Origin of the sequence: Sodalis endosymbiont of Henestaris halophilus (genome assembly GCF_900161835.1) — a bacterium.
GTDB lineage: Bacteria > Pseudomonadota > Gammaproteobacteria > Enterobacterales > Enterobacteriaceae.
In genome coordinates this window covers 248,956-269,320 of record NZ_LT897836.1, presented here as the reverse complement: position 1 = coordinate 269,320, position 20,365 = coordinate 248,956, and the positions used below count along the sequence as shown (strand labels likewise).

The 20,365-nt window shown below is 34.6% G+C and carries 5 protein-coding genes; 3 read left to right on the top strand and 2 right to left on the bottom strand.

Annotated features, from left to right (window positions below):
* Positions 1-164 precede the first annotated feature (164 nt).
* Complete coding sequence (locus HBA_RS00585; RefSeq protein ID WP_097032126.1) at positions 165-1,520, bottom strand: Nramp family divalent metal transporter; 1,356 nt, start codon at positions 1,518-1,520, stop codon at positions 165-167.
* Positions 1,521-7,689: 6,169 nt separating this feature from the next.
* Here HBA_RS00585 and zwf point away from each other — a divergent pair.
* A complete protein-coding gene (gene zwf / locus HBA_RS00580) occupies positions 7,690-9,165 on the top strand; it encodes a glucose-6-phosphate dehydrogenase (protein WP_097032125.1) in 1,476 nt (491 codons plus the stop codon).
* Positions 9,166-16,403: 7,238 nt separating this feature from the next.
* Entirely contained in the window at positions 16,404-17,117 is a 714-nt protein-coding gene (locus HBA_RS00575) for a class I SAM-dependent methyltransferase (RefSeq protein ID WP_097032124.1), read from the top strand.
* 31 nt (positions 17,118-17,148) lie between these two features.
* On the opposite strand, the gene rnhA is transcribed toward HBA_RS00575, so the two are convergent.
* Entirely contained in the window at positions 17,149-17,640 is a 492-nt protein-coding gene (gene rnhA, locus HBA_RS00570; RefSeq protein ID WP_097032123.1) for a ribonuclease HI, read from the bottom strand.
* A 52-nt stretch (positions 17,641-17,692) separates the two neighbouring features.
* Between rnhA and dnaQ the strand changes: the two genes are divergently transcribed.
* On the top strand, positions 17,693-18,454 hold the full coding sequence (dnaQ, locus tag HBA_RS00565; protein WP_097032606.1) for a DNA polymerase III subunit epsilon: 762 nt from the start codon (positions 17,693-17,695) through the stop codon (positions 18,452-18,454).
* Positions 18,455-20,365 lie beyond the last annotated feature (1,911 nt).

Here is a 20,365-nt window from a genome sequence, read left to right as displayed (position 1 = left end):
AGTTTACTTGTTTTCCGTGGAACGAGCGTGTATGCATCATGTGTCCTCTATTTAAAAGATCAGCTGCGTGGTTTAATTCAGATTAGCAACATTCTTATTTCATCAAATTTAAAGTCTAACATTATTCCTTTGTTGAGCAACGCTTCTCAGATCAGTAATGTTTTTCAATCGCACAGCATTTGCACTGTTTCGATGATGAGTTGGAGGTTTAAGGCCACCAATACGGCGGTAGCTAACCATCCAAGGACAATAAAGGATTTGCAATTGACAAATTTTCCCATGCGTTTTTGAGATGAAGTTAAATATAGCAGGGGAATCATTGAAATGGGTAAGGCAATGCTCAAAAACACCTGTGTGTAGACCAAGAGTTTTTCCACCACATCTCCTGTGTCTCCCCACCAATAGATGCAGATCACAACTGGCATAATAGCAATTATGCGTGTAATTAAACGACGTTGCCATAGTGGTAGCCGGAAATTAATGAAACCCTCCATCACGATTTGTCCGGTTAAGGTACCCGTAATAGTCGCATTCTGACCGGAAGCTAACAAAGCAACAGCGAATAATGTTGCCAGAGTGGTGCTAGCGATAGCGCCGACTATGTTATGATCCTGCAGGGCGTCGTACAGTTGAGCAAAACGACCAATATCATCCGGATTTTTACCAAAAAATAGTGCGGCGCCTAATATTAGAAGTAAGCAGTTTATAATAAAGGAAAATCCTAACTGAATATTAGAATCAATAGTCGCGTAGTGGATGGCTTCTTTCAATGCCTGTTCATTGCTACGGTCATATTGACGTGATTGCACAATAGAAGAATGTAAGTACAGGTTGTGTGGCATAACTGTGGCTCCCACAATGCCTAAAGCAATAAAGAAAGCGGAATCCCCCCCCGCCACATACGCGGTAATAATATCTCTTTGAGGAATGAAAGCACGGGCAATTTGTGTTAAATCAGGATTAGCAAGAGCCACTTCATAGGCAAAAATAATAAAAATAGTGGTAATTAACGTAAAGACCAATGCTTCGATCTTTCTAATACCGAACTTCATTAAGGTTAAAAGAAGAAAGACGTCTAGCACTGTAATAATTACGCTGAGCAGCATCGGAATCTTGAAAAGTAAATTTAGCGCGATAGCGCTACCGATGACTTCGGCGATTTCCGTAGCAATAATTGCTAATTCGGTTGTGATCCAAAGCGCCGCTGTGGTACGTTTTCCGACTAGAGCTTTCGTTGCTTGTGCTAAATCCATTCCTGTTACAATGCCTAATTTTGCACACATGACTTGTAGCAGCATCGCAATAAGACTAGAAATCAGTATTACTGATAGCAGAAGATAACTATATAGCGCACCACCTTGGATAGAGGTAATCCAGTTGCCTGGATCCATATAGCCTACCGCTACCAATGCTCCTGGTCCCGAAAAAGCAAACAGTTTTCTAAAAAATCCGCCTTTCCCCTTTGGGACAGGAATTGTATTGTTAATTTCTTCTAGACTGTTTTTTTTAACTATTGCCATCTTTTCTTCCAAATTGATCGAGAGCAGTTACAAAGAGTGACTTTATTATCAATGTTAATGCTGTTAGTTTCTGATTAGGGCTTGCTTATATTCAGTATAGTATACAAGCATTAAAATTTGCGTGGCGCGTTGATTAAATTGTAATCGTCAACGACTTTAGCATATGCGCCGTTAGTTTGGCATTGCAAACCATTACGTGTTTGCGGGGTATTATCATCGCCCCTATCCGAAATAGATTTAGATGCAAATCGCGTATACTACAGCAAATAATAAAGTGTGCTGGGCGGGAAAGCTGCAAAATAATCTGATGCTGTTTAAGACAAATTACGGTTTCTTCTTGACGGTGGCACTTTCAAAAGAAAGTGTGAGCCAACACTCTAGATTATCGTCTTCTAACTTTACGTGAATGCATTCATAATCGATGGTAACCACTCATTTTCATGATGCAATGCTGTGCATTGCAGCCCCGTGGTGTTTTCTCATGCTTCATGAGCAATTGATTACAGATGCTATGGCATTATTCATACGTGGTAACTAATGTTTCTCTATTATTTATACTCTGCGAGTAACATAATGTTTGATACGCTTTAGATATTTTCCACGCGAGATATGCCTACCACTTTCTTATTTGGTAATGAAAGTGCATTTTGGTAATAGAGCACGCTTACTTTCCTGATGAAAAGGTTCACATAAGAAGCATCAGGTCCGTTAAGTTTAACATAAACATCGATATATTCTCCTAAATAAATTGCATGAAGCGTAATTTTGGGACAAGTAACCTGCGGGTTGGTGTAGTGAATGTCGTGCTCAAATACTTAGTTAGCGAAGGCTGTTCTTCCTCTATTCGCTTTCATGTTAATGTGTGTATGAATTACTTTGGCTATAATCCTCATTTGTGAAGTGATCGATATCATATTTTCGCGTTTTTTTTGCAAACTAATCTGTAAAATCATCTATGGCTAACGAAAGATTCCTTGTTTTTTGGTGGTTTCACCTGCTTATTAAAGCATTTATCCTGTTTTTAATTACCTCAACGAATTGACATAATAAAAAAGAAATAATAGCAATATCGTTAAAATTAATTATTGATCTTTTAAATTATAACTATGAATTAGTTAACATATTGACTTAATAAAATATATAAATAAAATATTACGATATTTCATGTGTCTTAAACAGAAATTATGCTTTTGCGTTTGCAGAGAATAGATTAATGTATTAACTATTTAAGAATAGTATTCATGGTTAGTAAATATTTTAGATGCACGTGCCGATAAAGATAGTCATCATTACAAGTAATGTAATTTATTTCATTTAACTAGTTTAACTTTGAATGATAAAATTGATACCATAAATAGTATGATTAAAGGTTAATGTTTGGGAAAGCGTTAACTTATAAATAAAATATTGGCTTTTACTAGAATAATATTCTATTATGTGCGCAATAAAATTGCACCATACTGTAGATGATTATTTGTTAATTTAATTTAGCGAAAACTTAAGGTGTAATAATAAGGAATAAACAAGCTGATTAATTGCAACTATATAGTTAATGTATCTCTTCAAACAATAAATAATTTAATAGTGTTTTTATATTTGTATAAGATAAATAATACATTAAAGTATGAAAAGCATCGTGGATATAAGTGTGTACTTTGGTAAAGTAATAGTAATAGTAATAGTAATAGTGTTAATATATTAATGGTTATGTATGTGGTAAGTAATCGTTAGTCCGATATTAAAGTTAATAAAAGTTTTTATAAAAACGGTAAATTATTATAGTAGGTATCTTTAGAGTTAAATAAAGATCTTGTTAAAAACCTTTATACGTAAAGGAAATTAAGATCATAAAGTAAGTGGTGTCTGAAATGTCTTAAGTGACTTTATCATACCACAGCTACGTAGAAATTACTCCTATAAAAGTTGATAACGTATTCGATACATAACAAGTCAGAGGGAAAAACACTAAAATATTTGAGGATATTAATCGCTGTTTTGCGTACATTACTGGCAAGAGGTTTTTACAAAAGTTAATTACTAAAGATAAATAAATTAAATATAAGTTTTTAGTCTATTTCATTCTTTATTTTGCCTTGAAAATCACCCTTGTTAAAATGACCTTAAATGACTGTTATGGTCGTATAAATTGTGAATAATCTTTGCATAGTATATAATATTAGATATAACTAATAAGTTATAATGATTCTGTTTTTTTGCTGTGTCGTGACGGTTAAAACACTACGGTGACTATTTGAATATGTTTGTTACGAAATATATACCTAGTTAATTGGCTATAAATAATTATGTGACGAAAATAAAGAGAATATAGGGCATGCCAAGTCCATACAGTTCCTAGACTAGCACGGATTATATCCATACTATTGATGTGGTAGATAATAACCTGGTCTAGGTTTGTAAAAAAATTTAACTAATATAGTAATGATTATTAAAACAATAATTGGATAAAATAAAATCAGCTTCTGATGCATGTGCCGTCATACCTATTAAAGTGTAGTAATGAATGCTTGAAAAGCATAGAGTAAAAGATAAAATTTAACTAAATGTTTGTTGCGTTAAGACTTGATCATTACTAGTGACAGAAAGTTGACTCTACTTGCCGCGTCACAAGCGAATGATGTCGCCGTAAGTGGATTATTAGTAAAATACTAATAATTTTGTTGACTAACTATATAATTCTCGCTAAGCTAATAATAGCAAGTAATGTGGTTGTGGGTGTCTACGACCTCAATATAGTGCGAAAATATGCTATTTATATAATATTTTGCAGGCAGCGCTTTTACCCATATGAATGGGATTAGTATTCACATTAGGCAACCTGCTTGCATTGTCACTCGAGCATATTGTTTTGATTTTAGCATTAAAACCTGTACAGATCTAGCATGATATCGGACGCAGTCCATTATATCCTGTGTTCATGATGATGCAGCTAGTGTTTGTAATAATGCCGCAAACATTAATTATACCCTTGGTAATGAGTTTTGGTAGTCAATTAATATAAGTCACTTGACCTAATTATTTATGGAGAAGTTGTTTAGTTGGTTTGGTGTTGAATCTAACTTATATCAGCAGTTGCAAGGGGGGGCTAATGACCTTGTGGTATCTTATAATATAGCTAACATTTTTATAGCATAAACCTTTTCTGTAAAGAAATAGTTGTTAGTTTGTTTTCGGTAAGTATTTATATTTATATGCCTGTGAAAAATGTTATTTGTTTACTGTGTTTAGTAGTTGTCTAGCGAATTCATGCTTTGATCTAATATGAATAGCGGCTATACAAGTATTTACTGGTATTTATGTCTAGTAATATATGCCTTCTTTCTCAACCTGGTAATTTCTCACGAAAAGGTCAACCACGTCGTTCCTAGATTATCTAAAGTGCTTGCATGCTTAATATCGAATTATAAGGGAACCATTGTCCAGCCTACTTGATTACTTGTAAATAAATTTATTACCATATTAAATACATCCAGTATTATCATGAGATAATACTTATAACTTTCCGCCCTAGATATCAGTGACAGAGTCTGATACGTGTAGCTGTGCTGTATTAATAGGTAACACGGTAGTTAAAAATATTATTTTAACGTATTCATTGCTAAGTTAATATAGGTGATAATAAAAGCAATGGCCAGATATACCCTGGCCTTGGGGATATTAACTAGCTAAGCATTAAACTCAGTCGTTTGGCAATGTCGTGAGTTGTACTTATTACAGTAAACATCATAATATAATGCAGAGTTGCGTCATAATATTGCAAGCTAAGTTTGTCTATTATAGAGAGCTGTTAATTAAGTACGAGATTAATATCACTTTAGACGTTTGATGATTTCATTATCTATTGCAGGGTTTAAATGGTATACCTCTGCTTTGTAGTCTCCTGAGTGCAATTTATGCAGGAATTTATGGCAAGCTTAGTAATGTTTTTCTATCATGCCAAACATGGTTTTTACTTTATTTCTCATGAAGTTAATGTCTTATATCCATAGATTGAACTACACATTATAAAAGTAATGTGTAAGAGACCAGTAGTGGGTTATTGCCAGTATTTATTCAGCAATAAATGCTTACTGATTTAGTCATCCATAAAAATAAGATGAGAATAACATTTCAAATTAGGCGCCTATTTTTAAAGTGCCATGCATTGTATTCATCATTCTTGAATCGCATATCTAGTCGACGCTTAGACATCATGAATGTTTGGTTATTTCTGCTCTATTTATAAGCAGATTTGGTCATTTCGTACATCGTTTAGGCTAGGTAACATTGTACTGTGGTAATTTAGACGAATTACACTTAACAAGATAAACATAACTACTTCGCTGTCTTCGAGAATTAAATAAATTTCATGCACGACTTAGGCGTACATAAGTATAAAATTTGTTATGAACTATTCCGTGATATAAATAGCGGTAATTAAAGAGCAGTAATTCGTATTAAGATCACGACAAATTCGTTTATTTTGCGTGCCGATTTATTCATGGCGTCCTTACTACAACAGAATGTTTTATACATCCAGCAAAATGTATAGCAAATATTTAGAGAAGTCCTTTCACCTAAAAGTATGTACATGAATTTTCGGCATTTGCAAATCACCTATTCATGATAAATAATGTACCGGCCAAGACGGTACTGAGATCTAGTGCACTTTTGCAATTGGTAGAAATACTTTTATTTTACGCTTGCGTTTTTGTGTAAAATTTAAGTGATAGAAATCGGTGCCATGAAAGGTAGTCATTGTTCACGATGATTATCGTGAACAGTAGTAGGGTTTAGAAATTAGTGAGTATGTTAGTGCTTTTCAGCTGCTTGGTTATAGCTCTGGTGAGCTATAACTTTATGATAATAAAGTTTTTGCAAGACAACATTTCTTCTGTTAGCGTCTCCCGACGCTTGTTCTGTATTTGAAAGTTTTATAGTACCCGTTGATGTAAGTCTTTTAGCTGCTGCCAGGTTGCCAGAGTAATAGAGTAAGTAAAGGTTTCCCAAGAGGTGCTTTCTTTAGAGTCCTTGTGCCGTTTTATTAAAGCCTAATTTTTAGGCGATTATGAAAATGCGTTCAGTGATCACGGAGTTTTATATCTCACTGTTGTCTGCGTAAATTCCTTTTTATAAAGAGATTAAACAATTTAAAGTGCCGCAAGCACATGTTCGTAGCATAAATATATCAGTGTCCTAATAGGATGTTTAGCAGCATTAGGGTAAATTATTGCTTACAGCATCAGATTGCGATCCAGGAGGGTAATTACATTTATCATTATATATTATTTGTTTTATCATTATTTTGATAATAGTAAAGTATGAAAAAGCAGCATTACAACATCTCATTCACTAGAATCTATGCGTTTCATGATCTCAATAATAATACCTACATAATCAATTAGTAAAAATTTAAAATGGATAATTTATCACATTCTATCATAAACCCCATGCTATTAACGCATTAATAATAAGAAAATATTCTTAGCCTGTGTAAACTATTTCACCGTACGATTTATTGTTGCGATGTCCATATTATTTTTTACCTGCGTGCGCCGTATTTTCACAGAAAATAAGAAATTTATTAGTAAATTACTTTACGCAATTATATTTATCTACATTACGGTTTAAACATGACACGACAATCTTATTCACCAGACTTTGGGCTAGATACAATCTCAACTCACGTTAATCTTTGTGTTTTAAACTCCATAAATAGTTTATGGTTAATTCTTGCTAACGTCAGTCGTTCGAGCAATTATAGCTCTGTAGCATAGATGGTGTTAGGTTTTTTTTTGGTGGGGCAAGACACCACCCCTCTGCGACTTTATGTAGTGAGTGTAACTCATATATTTTGTTGATTTCACATCGAGAGTAAATTATTACCTGTTGTATGAAACATATTATCTAACCGTAGGGGATGATATTTAAAGGCACCGAAACCGGGATTGTCCTAAATATTTTTTTTTGCCAAACTATGGCGCGCGTTGTGTATGACTTTTCAAAGAGATAATACAGCTACAATTTAATTAATGATATGGTTAGAATAAAGTCGTGTTTTTTTATTAATTAAAATAGGTTGAAGTTGTAATTGTAGACTTTTTACTGGTTGATATAAGAAAAATATCCTTAAGATTTAATAAGATTACAAATCCTACTCGAGGAGAAAAACATGGCGCTAACATATATAGCCCCTGCCTGTGATTTTATCATTTTTGGTGCAAAAGGCGATTTAGCACGGCGTAAATTGTTGCCCTCGTTATATCAACTGGAAAAAGTTGGTGCACTTTATCCAGAAACCCGTATCATTGGTGTTGGCCGTGCCGCTTGGGACGTCAAAGCTTACACAAACGTTGTGCGTGAAGCATTAGAAACCTTCATGAAAGAACCAATTGACGATAAATTATGGCAAAATTTTAGTGCACGGCTTGATTTCTGTAATCTGGATGTCAACGAAACCAAAAATTTTAAACAGCTGAGTAAAAAAATAGATCAAAACGCTCGAGTTACGATAAATTACTTTGCCATGCCTCCTACCACCTTCGGAATAATTTGTAAAGGCCTCGGCGCGGCGGGACTCAATAACGCGCCGAGTCGTGTGGTTATGGAAAAACCAATGGGTACTGATCTGGCTTCTTCTCAGGCAATTAATGCTCAGGTCGCAGAATATTTTAATGAAAATCAGATTTACCGGATAGATCATTATCTAGGTAAAGAAACCGTGTTAAATTTGTTAGCATTGCGTTTTGCTAATTCTTTTTTTGCCTCTAATTGGGATAACCGCACAATTGATCATGTCCAGATTACGGTTGCTGAAGAAGTCGGCATCGAAGGCCGTTGGGGCTATTTTGATAAGGTTGGCCAAATGCGTGACATGATTCAAAGCCATCTATTGCAAATCCTTACCATGATAGCAATGTCGCCGCCTTCGGATTTGACTACCGACCGTATCCGTGATGAAAAAGTAAAGGTTCTACGCGCTCTTCGCCCTATAGATCAAAGCAATGTGCGTAACAATACTGTGCGCGGACAATACACCAGCGGATTCGTGCGCGGGGAAAAAGTTCCCGGATATTTGGAAGAAAAGGGCGCGAATAAAAATAGCCGTACTGAAACCTTCGTTTCTATCCGCGTTGATATCGACAATTGGCGCTGGGCTGGTGTGCCTTTTTTTCTACGAACCGGCAAGCGTTTGCCGACCAAATGTTCCGAAGTGGTCGTTTCTTTTAAAAATCCGCCGCTTAACTTATTCCGGGATTCATATAAGGAGTTGCCACATAATAAGTTGACGATCCGTCTGCAGCCAGATGAAGGAGTGGATATTCAGATCTTGAATAAGGTTCCTGGTTTAGATTATAGACATCGTCTGCAGCTTACTAAATTAGATTTAAGCTTTATCGAAAGCTTTAATCAAGAACATCTGGTCGATGCTTATGAACGTTTGCTTTTGGAAACCATGCGCGGTATTCAAGCGCTATTTGTACGCCATGATGAAGTAGAAGAAGCTTGGAGATGGGTTGATTCAATTATGAAAGCCTGGAATATTGACAATGACGCACTCAAACCTTATCAGGCTGGCACCTGGGGACCGGCCTCTTCTCTAGCCATGATGACCCGTGCTGGTCGATCGTGGAATGCGTTCGAGTAATCGCCAGTGTTAGCTTACTGGCAAGAAATATCTTGCGCTAGTTTTTCAGTCCCGAGCGCTTCAATGTATTCTTGAAGGTAAATAAAAGTCAACATTCTAGCTTTGAATAGCCTAACACTATATACATAAAATTTATTGATAGGGCGCTAATTAATGCAAGCTTTGATTGCCTGTCGCATGAAAGTAATACTAATAACCTATTTGAATCCTTGCCCAAGGAGAGTGATAAAATGGTAACAAACATCGAGATGTGCGTTATTGTTATAGTTGCGTGTACGTAATTTGCTAGTAGTGCGGTTAGGAAAGATATGCTTCTTCACGCAGTGACCTCTTTGAAACTAATTCTGTTAATTTTTAGTACCAGCACCTTGTATTAACTCATGTTCTAAAATTATGGAATGCACTACTTTAAGTGTTTTCTGCGACGTACGCAGTTGAAGCTTTGCAGGCTTGTGCTCGTAGTTTTCTTAGTTGAGTTTATTCTCGCAATCGTCTCTTGTAGTTAAATGGCTAACTACCGTAATTAATAGAACTTTATAACGTATTGTACATCCTTCGGGTAAGACAGCATTCTTTTCTGATATTACTCGCTGTCAAAACTGCGAGTATCAATAACACAATAAGTCTACACATGAGACATGTTTTTAATCGTGCTATCTTTACGACGATATTTCCTCTCCTGTATTTCGGTTTATTTATCGTTTTACTAATAACCTAAGTTTAAAGCAGTTATAATTGCAAGAATGCTGTGGCTGCATTAATAGTTTATTTTATATTAATTATTACGTCGTTCTCAGATTAGACTTTTGACCAAAAGATATAAACAGGTTTTAAACTACTAGAAGATAAATTTGGTGCGCAAGAAGCTTTTGTTGTTATTCAAGTTGCAACGATAACATTTTTAGCCATGTGCTCGTCGAGCATTATTTTAGAATGGTTTTTTTTATCCTCAGCAGATACAACAAAAGAAGGAGTAATTTATGGGATTAACCCGTTGAAAGAAGTTAACTGTCAAAAAAATATTAAGAAGATTTTTGCAGTTAAATAGCTAGAAAAGATAAGCGACAATAGCAGTTGTTACCTTTTTTATTTTATAAGAAGGTGTTAGGTAATTTTGCGTGCAAGGCATGAATTAATAACACAACACTTAAGTCAAGTTTGATGACCGATTCTGCAGAAAGATGCAGCATCGGTCTCTAAAGGATGTGCAAATCTTGCTTCTCTTACACCCCCGTTTAGCGTATTTATTAGTATACGAGGATGACATGCTGCTTTTGTTACGTTAAAGCGTAGACTTTCTATTACTCACTTTGGTGCTCATACAATATGAGCCGACACAGTACTAAGCCTAAGCAAAATAGGAGAGAACATTATTATAACCCTGCCTTTTAATGGCAGGGTTTACGACCCAACTGTGGACGTGTAAAATTCCTTCTTGCAGTTGCTACCGTCAGCATACTTTATTTTATATTTATATATTAAATATTTTAACAGGAAACTGTGGATTATAACTTGTATACTGGTAAAAGTAAAGAAAAGCATCAAAATTATTGATACCTACAGTGCTGACTATAAGCATTGTTAGCAGCAACCTCCACACGCGCTAGTGTTGTATATGCGGATAGCAACGCTCTGATAATAATATATTAGGTAAACATAGTGCCATAACACATTAGTTGCCTACGCGTGAATAAAGATAACGTGTATGTTTAATAGTTTTTAGAACATTCAAGTATCGCTATAAGCATGGTAATAGAAAGGTTTCTTTATGTTGTAAGAGGCTAAATACCAGGGCAATAGAACAAAATTTTGCCTTATAAATTAATAAAATAAAACAAATAATTATAGTAGAATAAAATTCATCATGCGACAACTAGGTAAGCAGTACAGAAGCTAATAATGCTAATTTGTTAGTAATGCATAAATCGATGTATTAAATAGCAAAATTTAAGATCTGCAGCATTCGTCAAATTCTAGTTAACTAGAATTTGAAATTTTGATTCAATTTAGAACGATGTGTGTTTGAGATATAAATAAAATGTGGTTAATTACTGTAAAAAATTACTGTATCTGCCAGTTTGCTGAAAATACGAACATATCGGCTGGCGATGAATAAATACAATGCCTCCTTTTCGCTACTATTTGAGAGTGGCGAAAAGGAGGCATTATCAATTAAATGGGGTTAAAAAGATTAACTCAATAACAGTAATTACGTTATGAATATATTAACTATTTATTAAATAGCTTGATGCATTTGGATATTTAATAAAATGATATATTATGTCAGCTTCATAAAAGTAAATATATAAAACATATAATAGCTATAGCATTAATTTTGATTATGCATGCCAATTAAGAAAATAATAATAACAATTAGTAACGCACAAAAAATTACATAACAGTTAGTTATGTTTAATATTGATTTGATTAAAAATCTTTATTTAATAAAGTGTGCATGTTAATAAAATTTTATTTACTTTTAACCAGCTTAATTAGGTTTAATAGCGTGTCTGAATTGGTGCGCATAAAGTAAATTTAATTTTGTCAATTCATAATACGAGTTATCGTGCCTTTGGCTATGCTGGGAAGAGATTTAATTATAAATAATAGCAGTATCATGTATGTATGGCTCGTTGCTCATAAAATAAAGTGATAGATGAAGATAATAACTAAAGATAGTTATGCATTCTCGCTTCTAACGGCTTTATGCCATTCCTTGGGGTTACCAAAAGCTAGCGTGATAAATATTTTAGCTAAAAAGATCGAAATGGTGATTAGTTTTCAGAGTGGTGAATAGAGTTAATAGTTTAATCATAAGGATATACTACAAACGATGTTCTTATCATAATTTGTCGATTATATTAAGGTATTTATGAAAAGTACCAGCTACAGCACTAATATCTAGCTGTATTTAAACTAAATTATTATAAACAGCACTAATATTAGTGCTCCCAGACTACTCGTCTAGTGGTATGCATAATATTTTTGCACCGATTACATATAGCTGTTATTATGAAATATAAATCTCATATTACTTCAAGTGCAATCAATTATAGCTGGTCGCTAGGAATCATAGCACAGAGTATTGACTCAACTAGCACAGTTATAGTTTTTGGGTAGAATCCATGTGAGTCAAGGTACTAATTTTTAGTGGGGCAATTTTGCTATTGCTTTTTTTTAGCTAGGGTCTGTGTTTGTAAGGCTTAATAATCTAGTGTGAGTGTTATGCTTTACTACAGTTTCGATGAAATCGACTTCATGGTTAATACCCGCCGCTCTTCCTCAAAAATCATATCATTATTACTACCTGGATGAATCTGGTTGTTAATTTCTAGCTAGAAGTTAGCAGCACTTATTTCGTATGCTGAAATTGCTAACACCGTAAATTTTACAGTCATTTTTACTTAAGCTAAATATGTTAAGCGCTAAAGTTAGATAAGGATAAGGAGTACCGGCCCGTATGTTGTTAAGGGGGTTCGTTCTTTTTTGCGTTTTGTGCTTTATACAGCAGTTGTACGATGTATTAGTAAGTTTAGTTTCCAAAGATCGGTGTAGTTTACTATATAAACTAGATTATAGTCGTAGTATTGGCCAACAGCATTATAGCTTCATTGCTCTCATAGAGAAATAAGTGAAATTTGCTTTATATAAGAACAGGCGTTTTGCTGCGTTTTATTGTGTGCTAAGTTCGTCAAACATTTCGCTAACGGACTAGTAAGTTGCCCATTAAAGTATGTCATCGGTTGGTGACGTAAGCGCTTTGTACCTACGTGATTAGAGAAAAAAAGGGGCAGGATACCGATGGGTAGCAAAGGCGGCAGTTCTGTACCAGTATTTTACAACGGATAACTCGATAATTATTACATAGAATTTTTCTATTGCTACTGTAGTACAATGGTGCCGCCAAATATCTATCAATGTTGGTATTGCTATTAACAATACAAAATTATTGTGTATTGGTTCTTAACATCTTTTTCTAATTCTATTTTAAATGCGTCATCGATTACTAGCTTTTTAAATTCTTACGATCAATAAGTTTGGCAGTTAGTAATATAATCACAGTGTCTATTTGCCGTAGTTAATTACGACGCGCTAATCATTCCCTGTCATCGTCTAGTTAAGGTCAGGATAGAATAGATGACGGCAGTAACCTTTACTAACTGTTGAAATATATACTATACGAAAGCAGGCGCCGTGCGTTTGCAGTATTCTATGGTTACGCTTACAAAAGCGGGTAGTTTTGTTATATATTATGTGTGTGGCTAAGTAATATTTTATTAGCTTACACATTGAATTTGCTGTCTGAGCTTTTATAAGCATGCATTATAGTTAGTCGTCTATCAATAAGATTCGGATAGTGAACTTAAATCCTGCCACAGTCGTAAAATGTATTTAAATAAATAGGGGTATCTTGCCAACACAAACATATGTTGTTAGATATGTAGTTTGTCAGTTAGTTGAACGTATTTTCCATCTTTTACCTCTAGTCAGTTAGAGGTAAAAGATCCTATCTTTTACGGATAATGGTATGTAATATCTACAAACAGCAGTGCATCAATTGGTTATCGATACTACAAAATTTTGGTAGAATACCTAGTTGTTTTATTGCAAGAAGCAATAACCACACTTGCGCTCATCCGATTTAATACCTTGCATTTATCTGGCAGTTGACTAGATTATGCATTAATTTTCCAGCATTCATCAAAAGCCATTACCCTTTTCGCCGCTTATCCTGTTTGTTGCTTTTTATTGCTCAAGTGCTAGCTGTTGTTACGATTAGTTAAGAGGGCTTTGATCACTTGTGTATCTTGTTTTTAATTTAAAGCTACTGATTTGTAGTCAGTATCCACGCAATAGATTTTATCTAGTACATTGATGTGTACTGTAAACAGCTATACCCAATTCAAGAGCAGATTCTTCATCATCGTGGTTTTGTTATTATAGCGTGGAGATTTTAATGCTTGGAGCTCTGACAGCGCCGGCTAATGTTTTATTGGGTTTGCTGCACGTATCACAAACTTAATAAAGTAAGGTTTGTCGATGATTAGTGCAGACGGGTGCTTGGCCGACTGTTGTGTTTTATTTTTTATCGCGACCTGAGCGACTTCTAGTCATTAGTACTAATGACTGAGGCCTGAGATCATAATTTATTGCTAATTGAATTCGATCACGTTTAGATCGCAAATTATTGATATAAAATACCGACTATAGTGTTGATGTGTGGGGGCATTAAAGCAGATATTATAGCAGTTTTTTTGACTATAGGCAATAACATAATCAGGTGCAACTCTAAGTTTTAAATGTCGTCGACAGCAAAATGTGTAGTTGTTTATGTATTAGTAGTTGTTATATGAATTAGCCGTTGATTAATCATAGTAGCTTAAGTTTCGTATGCATATTGTGAATACTTTTCAATCAATTGTTTCAGCACATAACGTCCTTTACATAGACGTCTTTTGCGTTTAGCGGCGTTTGCCAAAAAATCTCTTTTATGTCCTACATTAAGGGTATTGTTTTGTTAGCACTCTGCACATCGTGCCTTTTAGTGATACTCTTATTATTTTAGCATATATTTAAGGATGTGTGCTACACACTTAAGTTAATGCATGTCTGCAGGGGTAGCGAGGATTTAGCGTGTTAACGTTTTGTTATGCCATACAACGTATTGTGTAGCACTTATTCAATTGCTACCGCCGCTACGGGTTTGTCATTCTCTAGCACATGTTTAAAAGCATATGCTTTTAAACATAAATGATAATATCATTTAGTTAATTAGCGGCGTTGTGTTGCATTTGTAGTTATTGTGTAATTTTACATTTTGATCAGCGAAAGCTAGTAATTGCAATTATCTGCGTTTGGCCGGTTAGTTAACCGACTTCACCTTCGCAAGTGTAGGTTGTGCATTGTATTTAAATAATAAGATGCAAAATTATTCGCTGTTCTTAATGAACTTGCTAAACAAAATCATTTTTGAAATAGAAATAGTAGTGTCACACATCAAGGCCAATGGCCTAAAATTGGGGTTGCTGCTTTTTGCTCTTTTTTGTGTTAATAGATAAAATAAACAATCTAACTACTTGACTGCTTGTTATAGGCCAAGGATAGTCAACAATTAGCCGCGTTAATAGTTGATGGTGTCTTTAAAGACAAAAGCGATAGTTGTTTAATATGATTTACTTTTTAGTACATATGTAGTATGATTTTGCTAGTAATTTTACATCGTAAAGATGACGCCTTTTAAAAAAAACTCTTTATTTCATCGTAGAATAATAAGTTATCTTGTATCTCTATATTTTTTGGATTATCGTTAATCTTTTCGTTATGATCTATTTGTATTCTTCTTAACTGCCTGGAGATTATAGTTAAAACTATTATACTACAATAGTAGTATTGTACTGGTGCTTATTTGTATGTGAGAGAGATCTCATACATACTATCCACTTCACTTAAAAGTTATAAGCTATTACAAAGAACATAAGAAATGATCTCGTTTTTCTTGCTTAATATCGCAAAAGCACACCTGTTTTATTGGAAAACGAATTAAGCATTTTCTTTGTGTTTTAATCAATGCAATGACAGCGTTAAAAATTTGCTGAATATCTACATAGAGTGTAGAAGGCAAGTGAGCCTATTTAAGTGTAACTATTTAATATTACGTTAATAACCTGTGTTATCACTATTTGTGATAACAGAGCGCGTCGAAAATAACACATTGTTAATGTTATAATTTTGTACTCACGTGCATCAAAATAAATGTATAAGAAGGTGTTATTATATTTGCTTTAGTTTGCTTTCAAAAATCTAACTATAATCCTCGTAAGCATCGTATCACCGCTCAAAATCTAAAATACGCTGTAAAATACAATATACCGGAGTATATAAACGAGTAATGTCATTATGCTAAATGGTGTTATACAGTAATGTCTAAGTATAGTTTCGTTGATCATGCATATATTAATGTTAGTGCTAGTGTTTGATTTTTAAATTTGTACCAAAATGCGTTATTCAGTCAGTAGTTTTTCTTACATGATTTGATGTTATTAGTTAATAAATCGCGATAGGTAAAAGTAGTGATTGATAAGCACCTATAATCCTAGCGTTACCTAGTTATGGTTTGCAGCTAGCTATTGGCTTTTGCAATGGTGTAAAACCGAATGTAATTATCTGTCAGTGTTAGCATATTGATAATATTTATTAACCTACTCTTCTCTGTGATAATTTATTAGAAGATAAAAAACATGAAACCAGCGAAAATTAACAAGACTATTTTGGCGCCTACGTCATGGGAAGATATTCCTTTTGGTGTTTACTATCGTCGGACACTAGAGCATGGGTTGAAAACCTGGTGGCCTAAACTTTTTGGTTTTCATTTACTCAAAATCGGCGCTTTGAGCGCGGATCTAGATACCAGCTGTTGTGCTATTTCCCATCAGATTAATGTGGGCTTAAATGGTAAATATTTGCACGTTATTGCCGATCCTTACCAATTGCCTTTTGCCAATAAGTCAGCAGATGCCTGTTTATTGGCTCATACCTTATCTTATTCGGTTGATCCGCATCGGCTACTGCGGGAGGTAGATCGGGTACTGATTGATGATGGTTGGCTTATTACGACGACATTCAATCCAGTGAGTTTGTTGGGATTGAGAAAAATGTTCCCGATTCTTTTTAAGAATCAGCCATACAGAAGCCGAATGTATACACATATGAGACTGTTAGATTGGCTAGGGATGCTGAATTTTGAGGTATTATATCGTACCTGTTTGCAAGTGTTGCCATGGCGTCCTCAAGGAGGACGGCTCCTCAGTACTCATTGTCCCGCTATTGGTTGTCTGAGTGTTATAATTTCTCGCAAACGAACGTTGCCTTTAAGTCTGACGCTATTGAAAAAGATAGTTTCCAAACAAAAATTGCAACGGCCGATTAACGTCACCACTTGCAGTTACCGATAGCTGCACGCCTGGAAAGAATAGTAAACACTTTTTATTTCTCTCGTTTACTACGAGTTTGCAATTCAATTAGATAGCCAGTATCAGCTAACGCTGGATGACTGGCGGCGGCGCTTGCTAGTTTATCGCAGCGTTCATTGTCAGGATTACCAGCATGGCCTTTTACCCAATCCCAGCGCAAGTTATGGGACTGAATAGCAACGTCTAACCTATGCCATAAATCGATATTTTTTACCGGTTTCTTTTCGGCAGTTTTCCAGCTCCGCTTTTTCCAATTATGAATCCATTGTGTAATGCCTTGGTGGACGTATTGACTGTCGGTACTGAGCACGATTTCGCAGGTGTCCGTAAGTGTTTCCAGAACCATGATAGCCGCCATCAACTCCATGCGGTTGTTGGTGGTTAGGTAATATCCGGCACTAAAAGTTTTTTCATGATGTTTATAACGTAATATAGCTCCATAGCCGCCGGGGCCGGGATTTCCTAGGCACGAACCATCAATATAAATTTCAATTTGTTTGCGCATTTCTGATATATTTACTATAAGTTAAAACTCAAGTCTGACATAAACAAACATGATGAGCACGGACATTACGCGACAGATTTTTCTGGATACTGAAACTACCGGCATAAACAAATTCGGTGTCCACTACGAAGGACACCGAATTATTGAAATTGGCGCGATAGAAGTCATCAATCGCCGGTTTACTGGCCGGCATTTTCATACTTATCTGAAACCGGATCGGTACGTAGATCCAGAAGCGTTCAATATACACGGCATCAGTGATGAATTTTTAATCGATAAATTGTCATTTGCGGAGGTGGCAGATGAATTTTTGCAGTTTATTCGCGGGGGAGAACTGGTAATTCATAACGCACCTTTTGATATCGGCTTTATAGATTATGAGTTTTCAATGCTTAATCTAGGCATTGCTAAAACTGATACTATGTGTAAGGTCACGGATAGCTTGCTATTAGCACGTAAAATGTTTCCAGGTAAACGCAATAGTTTGAACGCACTGTGCGACCGCTATTTTATCGATAATAGTAGACGTACCTACCACGGAGCTTTGCTCGATGCCGAAATCCTAGCGGCTGTTTTTTTGCGAATGACCAGCAGTCAGACCGCCATGCATTTTGTAATGGAAGGGGAGCATAAACAGCGCGATGTAAGGGATTCTGTGCAAATGCATAAAAAGCATAATAGCGCCCGAACTTCGTTGAAGGTCGTTTATGCTAACATTGAGGAAGTCGTAGCCCATGAGAAGCAGTTGGATCTAGTGCAGAAAAAAAGCGGCAACTGTTTGTGGCGAAAAGAAATTACGGTGCAAAGCGAATAAAATTATCTTGGCAGGTTGCAATGAACGCAGGATACTACATTTGTGTATTTATCAAAAAACAACTCAGTACTCGCCCAAAGCATTAAATGTGATTTACCCTTGATTTTACTATGCGCCTTTCTATTCGCGACAAAATGTAATAGTATTGCAATACTTTATTTAATTAGAGCACTGTACTGTTACGCTAGAATTATAAAGTTTATTATCATCTGCAATGTTAACTACTTAAAAACCTAGAATTCAGTATTTCCCAAATTACAGGATTTTGTCTTTTCTTGCTAGAAATACATATTAAGTGCTCGCTATTTTCTCCCTGTTTTTAGCAGCAATTTATAAGAGCTTACCTAAGTTATAGTGTGTAATGCTATTTTTAATATTTTATAAGTAATCTTATTAGTAGAACATTTTTAACTTCAGTGCAGCTCGCAATATTCATATAGATTTTAATTAATATTATTTAAATAAAGATACAGTTAAGGCAATGAACGTTAAGTATTTTACTATGAGTAGTGTGTCAAGACTATTGCCTTGAAGAAAAGGTTTACATCTCTATAAGTTATCATAACTTACTTTAATAAATTGAATTTATGATTATAAAAGATGCGGTATTAAATAAAATAAATTCTAAACAGGTTAATGCGTTCTTTAACTTATATAAACTTAATGTTTTTCGATAAAATATAACTACAGAGCTCAATATGTATTTATATCGCTGTGCTCGATTTTTTAATTTACATCACAGTAACTATAGTCCATGTTATTGCTGAATAAGAGATATAAATCTGATGTTCAGGCGTCATTAAAAGCAGCCTGGTAAAATTAACCTGAAATATTTACGTAGGTTTTCTATCAATACCAAAGATATTTCTTCCGTCGTCTTTTATAACCACGAGGTCAGGATAGAACGTTGATTCACTATCAGGGAAGAGCTTATAGAAATAGTGATAGTTAGTTTTTATTCACCTCGAGTTTACAAATAAATAGTCTAGTTAGGTTTGTACTGTGACATTACTAATTTTTGGACTAGCAAGAGTGAGAGCTTATCTAGAGGTGATACTCAATTTGTTTGCCTATAAACTAATATGGGTTTTTGGTAAGTTTTAGACATTGATTTACTCTTTATACACTGTTATAATAGCTCAAGATAGCTAGATAGTTGCTGTTGTTGGGTCGTCCTTCTATCTGTGTGTGTTTTCCATAGCTATTAAAAGAATCCACTATATCAGCCAAAATACCGTCTATAGTTGTAGTGTTATCAAATAATATAATTAAGGTATGTAGCCGGGTGCTAGGTAACAGTTGAAATAATAGTGCTATGTAGTAAAACATTTAAGATCCTCACGACAGAATCGACACTGGGAGTAGTTTGTCAAAACTTAATTAATGCAAAATCCTTGTATAATTACTTTATATTAAAGGGTTGCTTATAGCTCACATCTGATTTTACCAGATATAAAGAAAGTTTAACGCTAAACGAGTAAAATTGACTGTTATTCCAGAAACAGTCAGATCGAGAGGTGATATTATCATACAATAACGCGATATTATTTGATCATTAAAGTGTTTATGGTTAAATATTACTTCTGATAAGCGTATTTATAATCAAAAAATATTTCAGTTATAAATGATAATAAACATGTATATAGCCAAATATCTGCTACTGCTTTATATTAAAAGTAGTAAAAGTAATAAGTTATTTTACAAAGTCTCATGAGTAAAATACGTTAGTAAACGAATACAATTAGCATAATTAATAACATTTAAATAATTAGCATAAAAGATGATTACGTCACTGATAAGTGAGATATATTTTGGTTTCGAGTGTCGATAGGCAAAAGAAAACCTTATTATTTAAACCTCAAATATGCTTAGTTAGTGTGTATTATCATCACTTTAGTTTTATAATTTCCA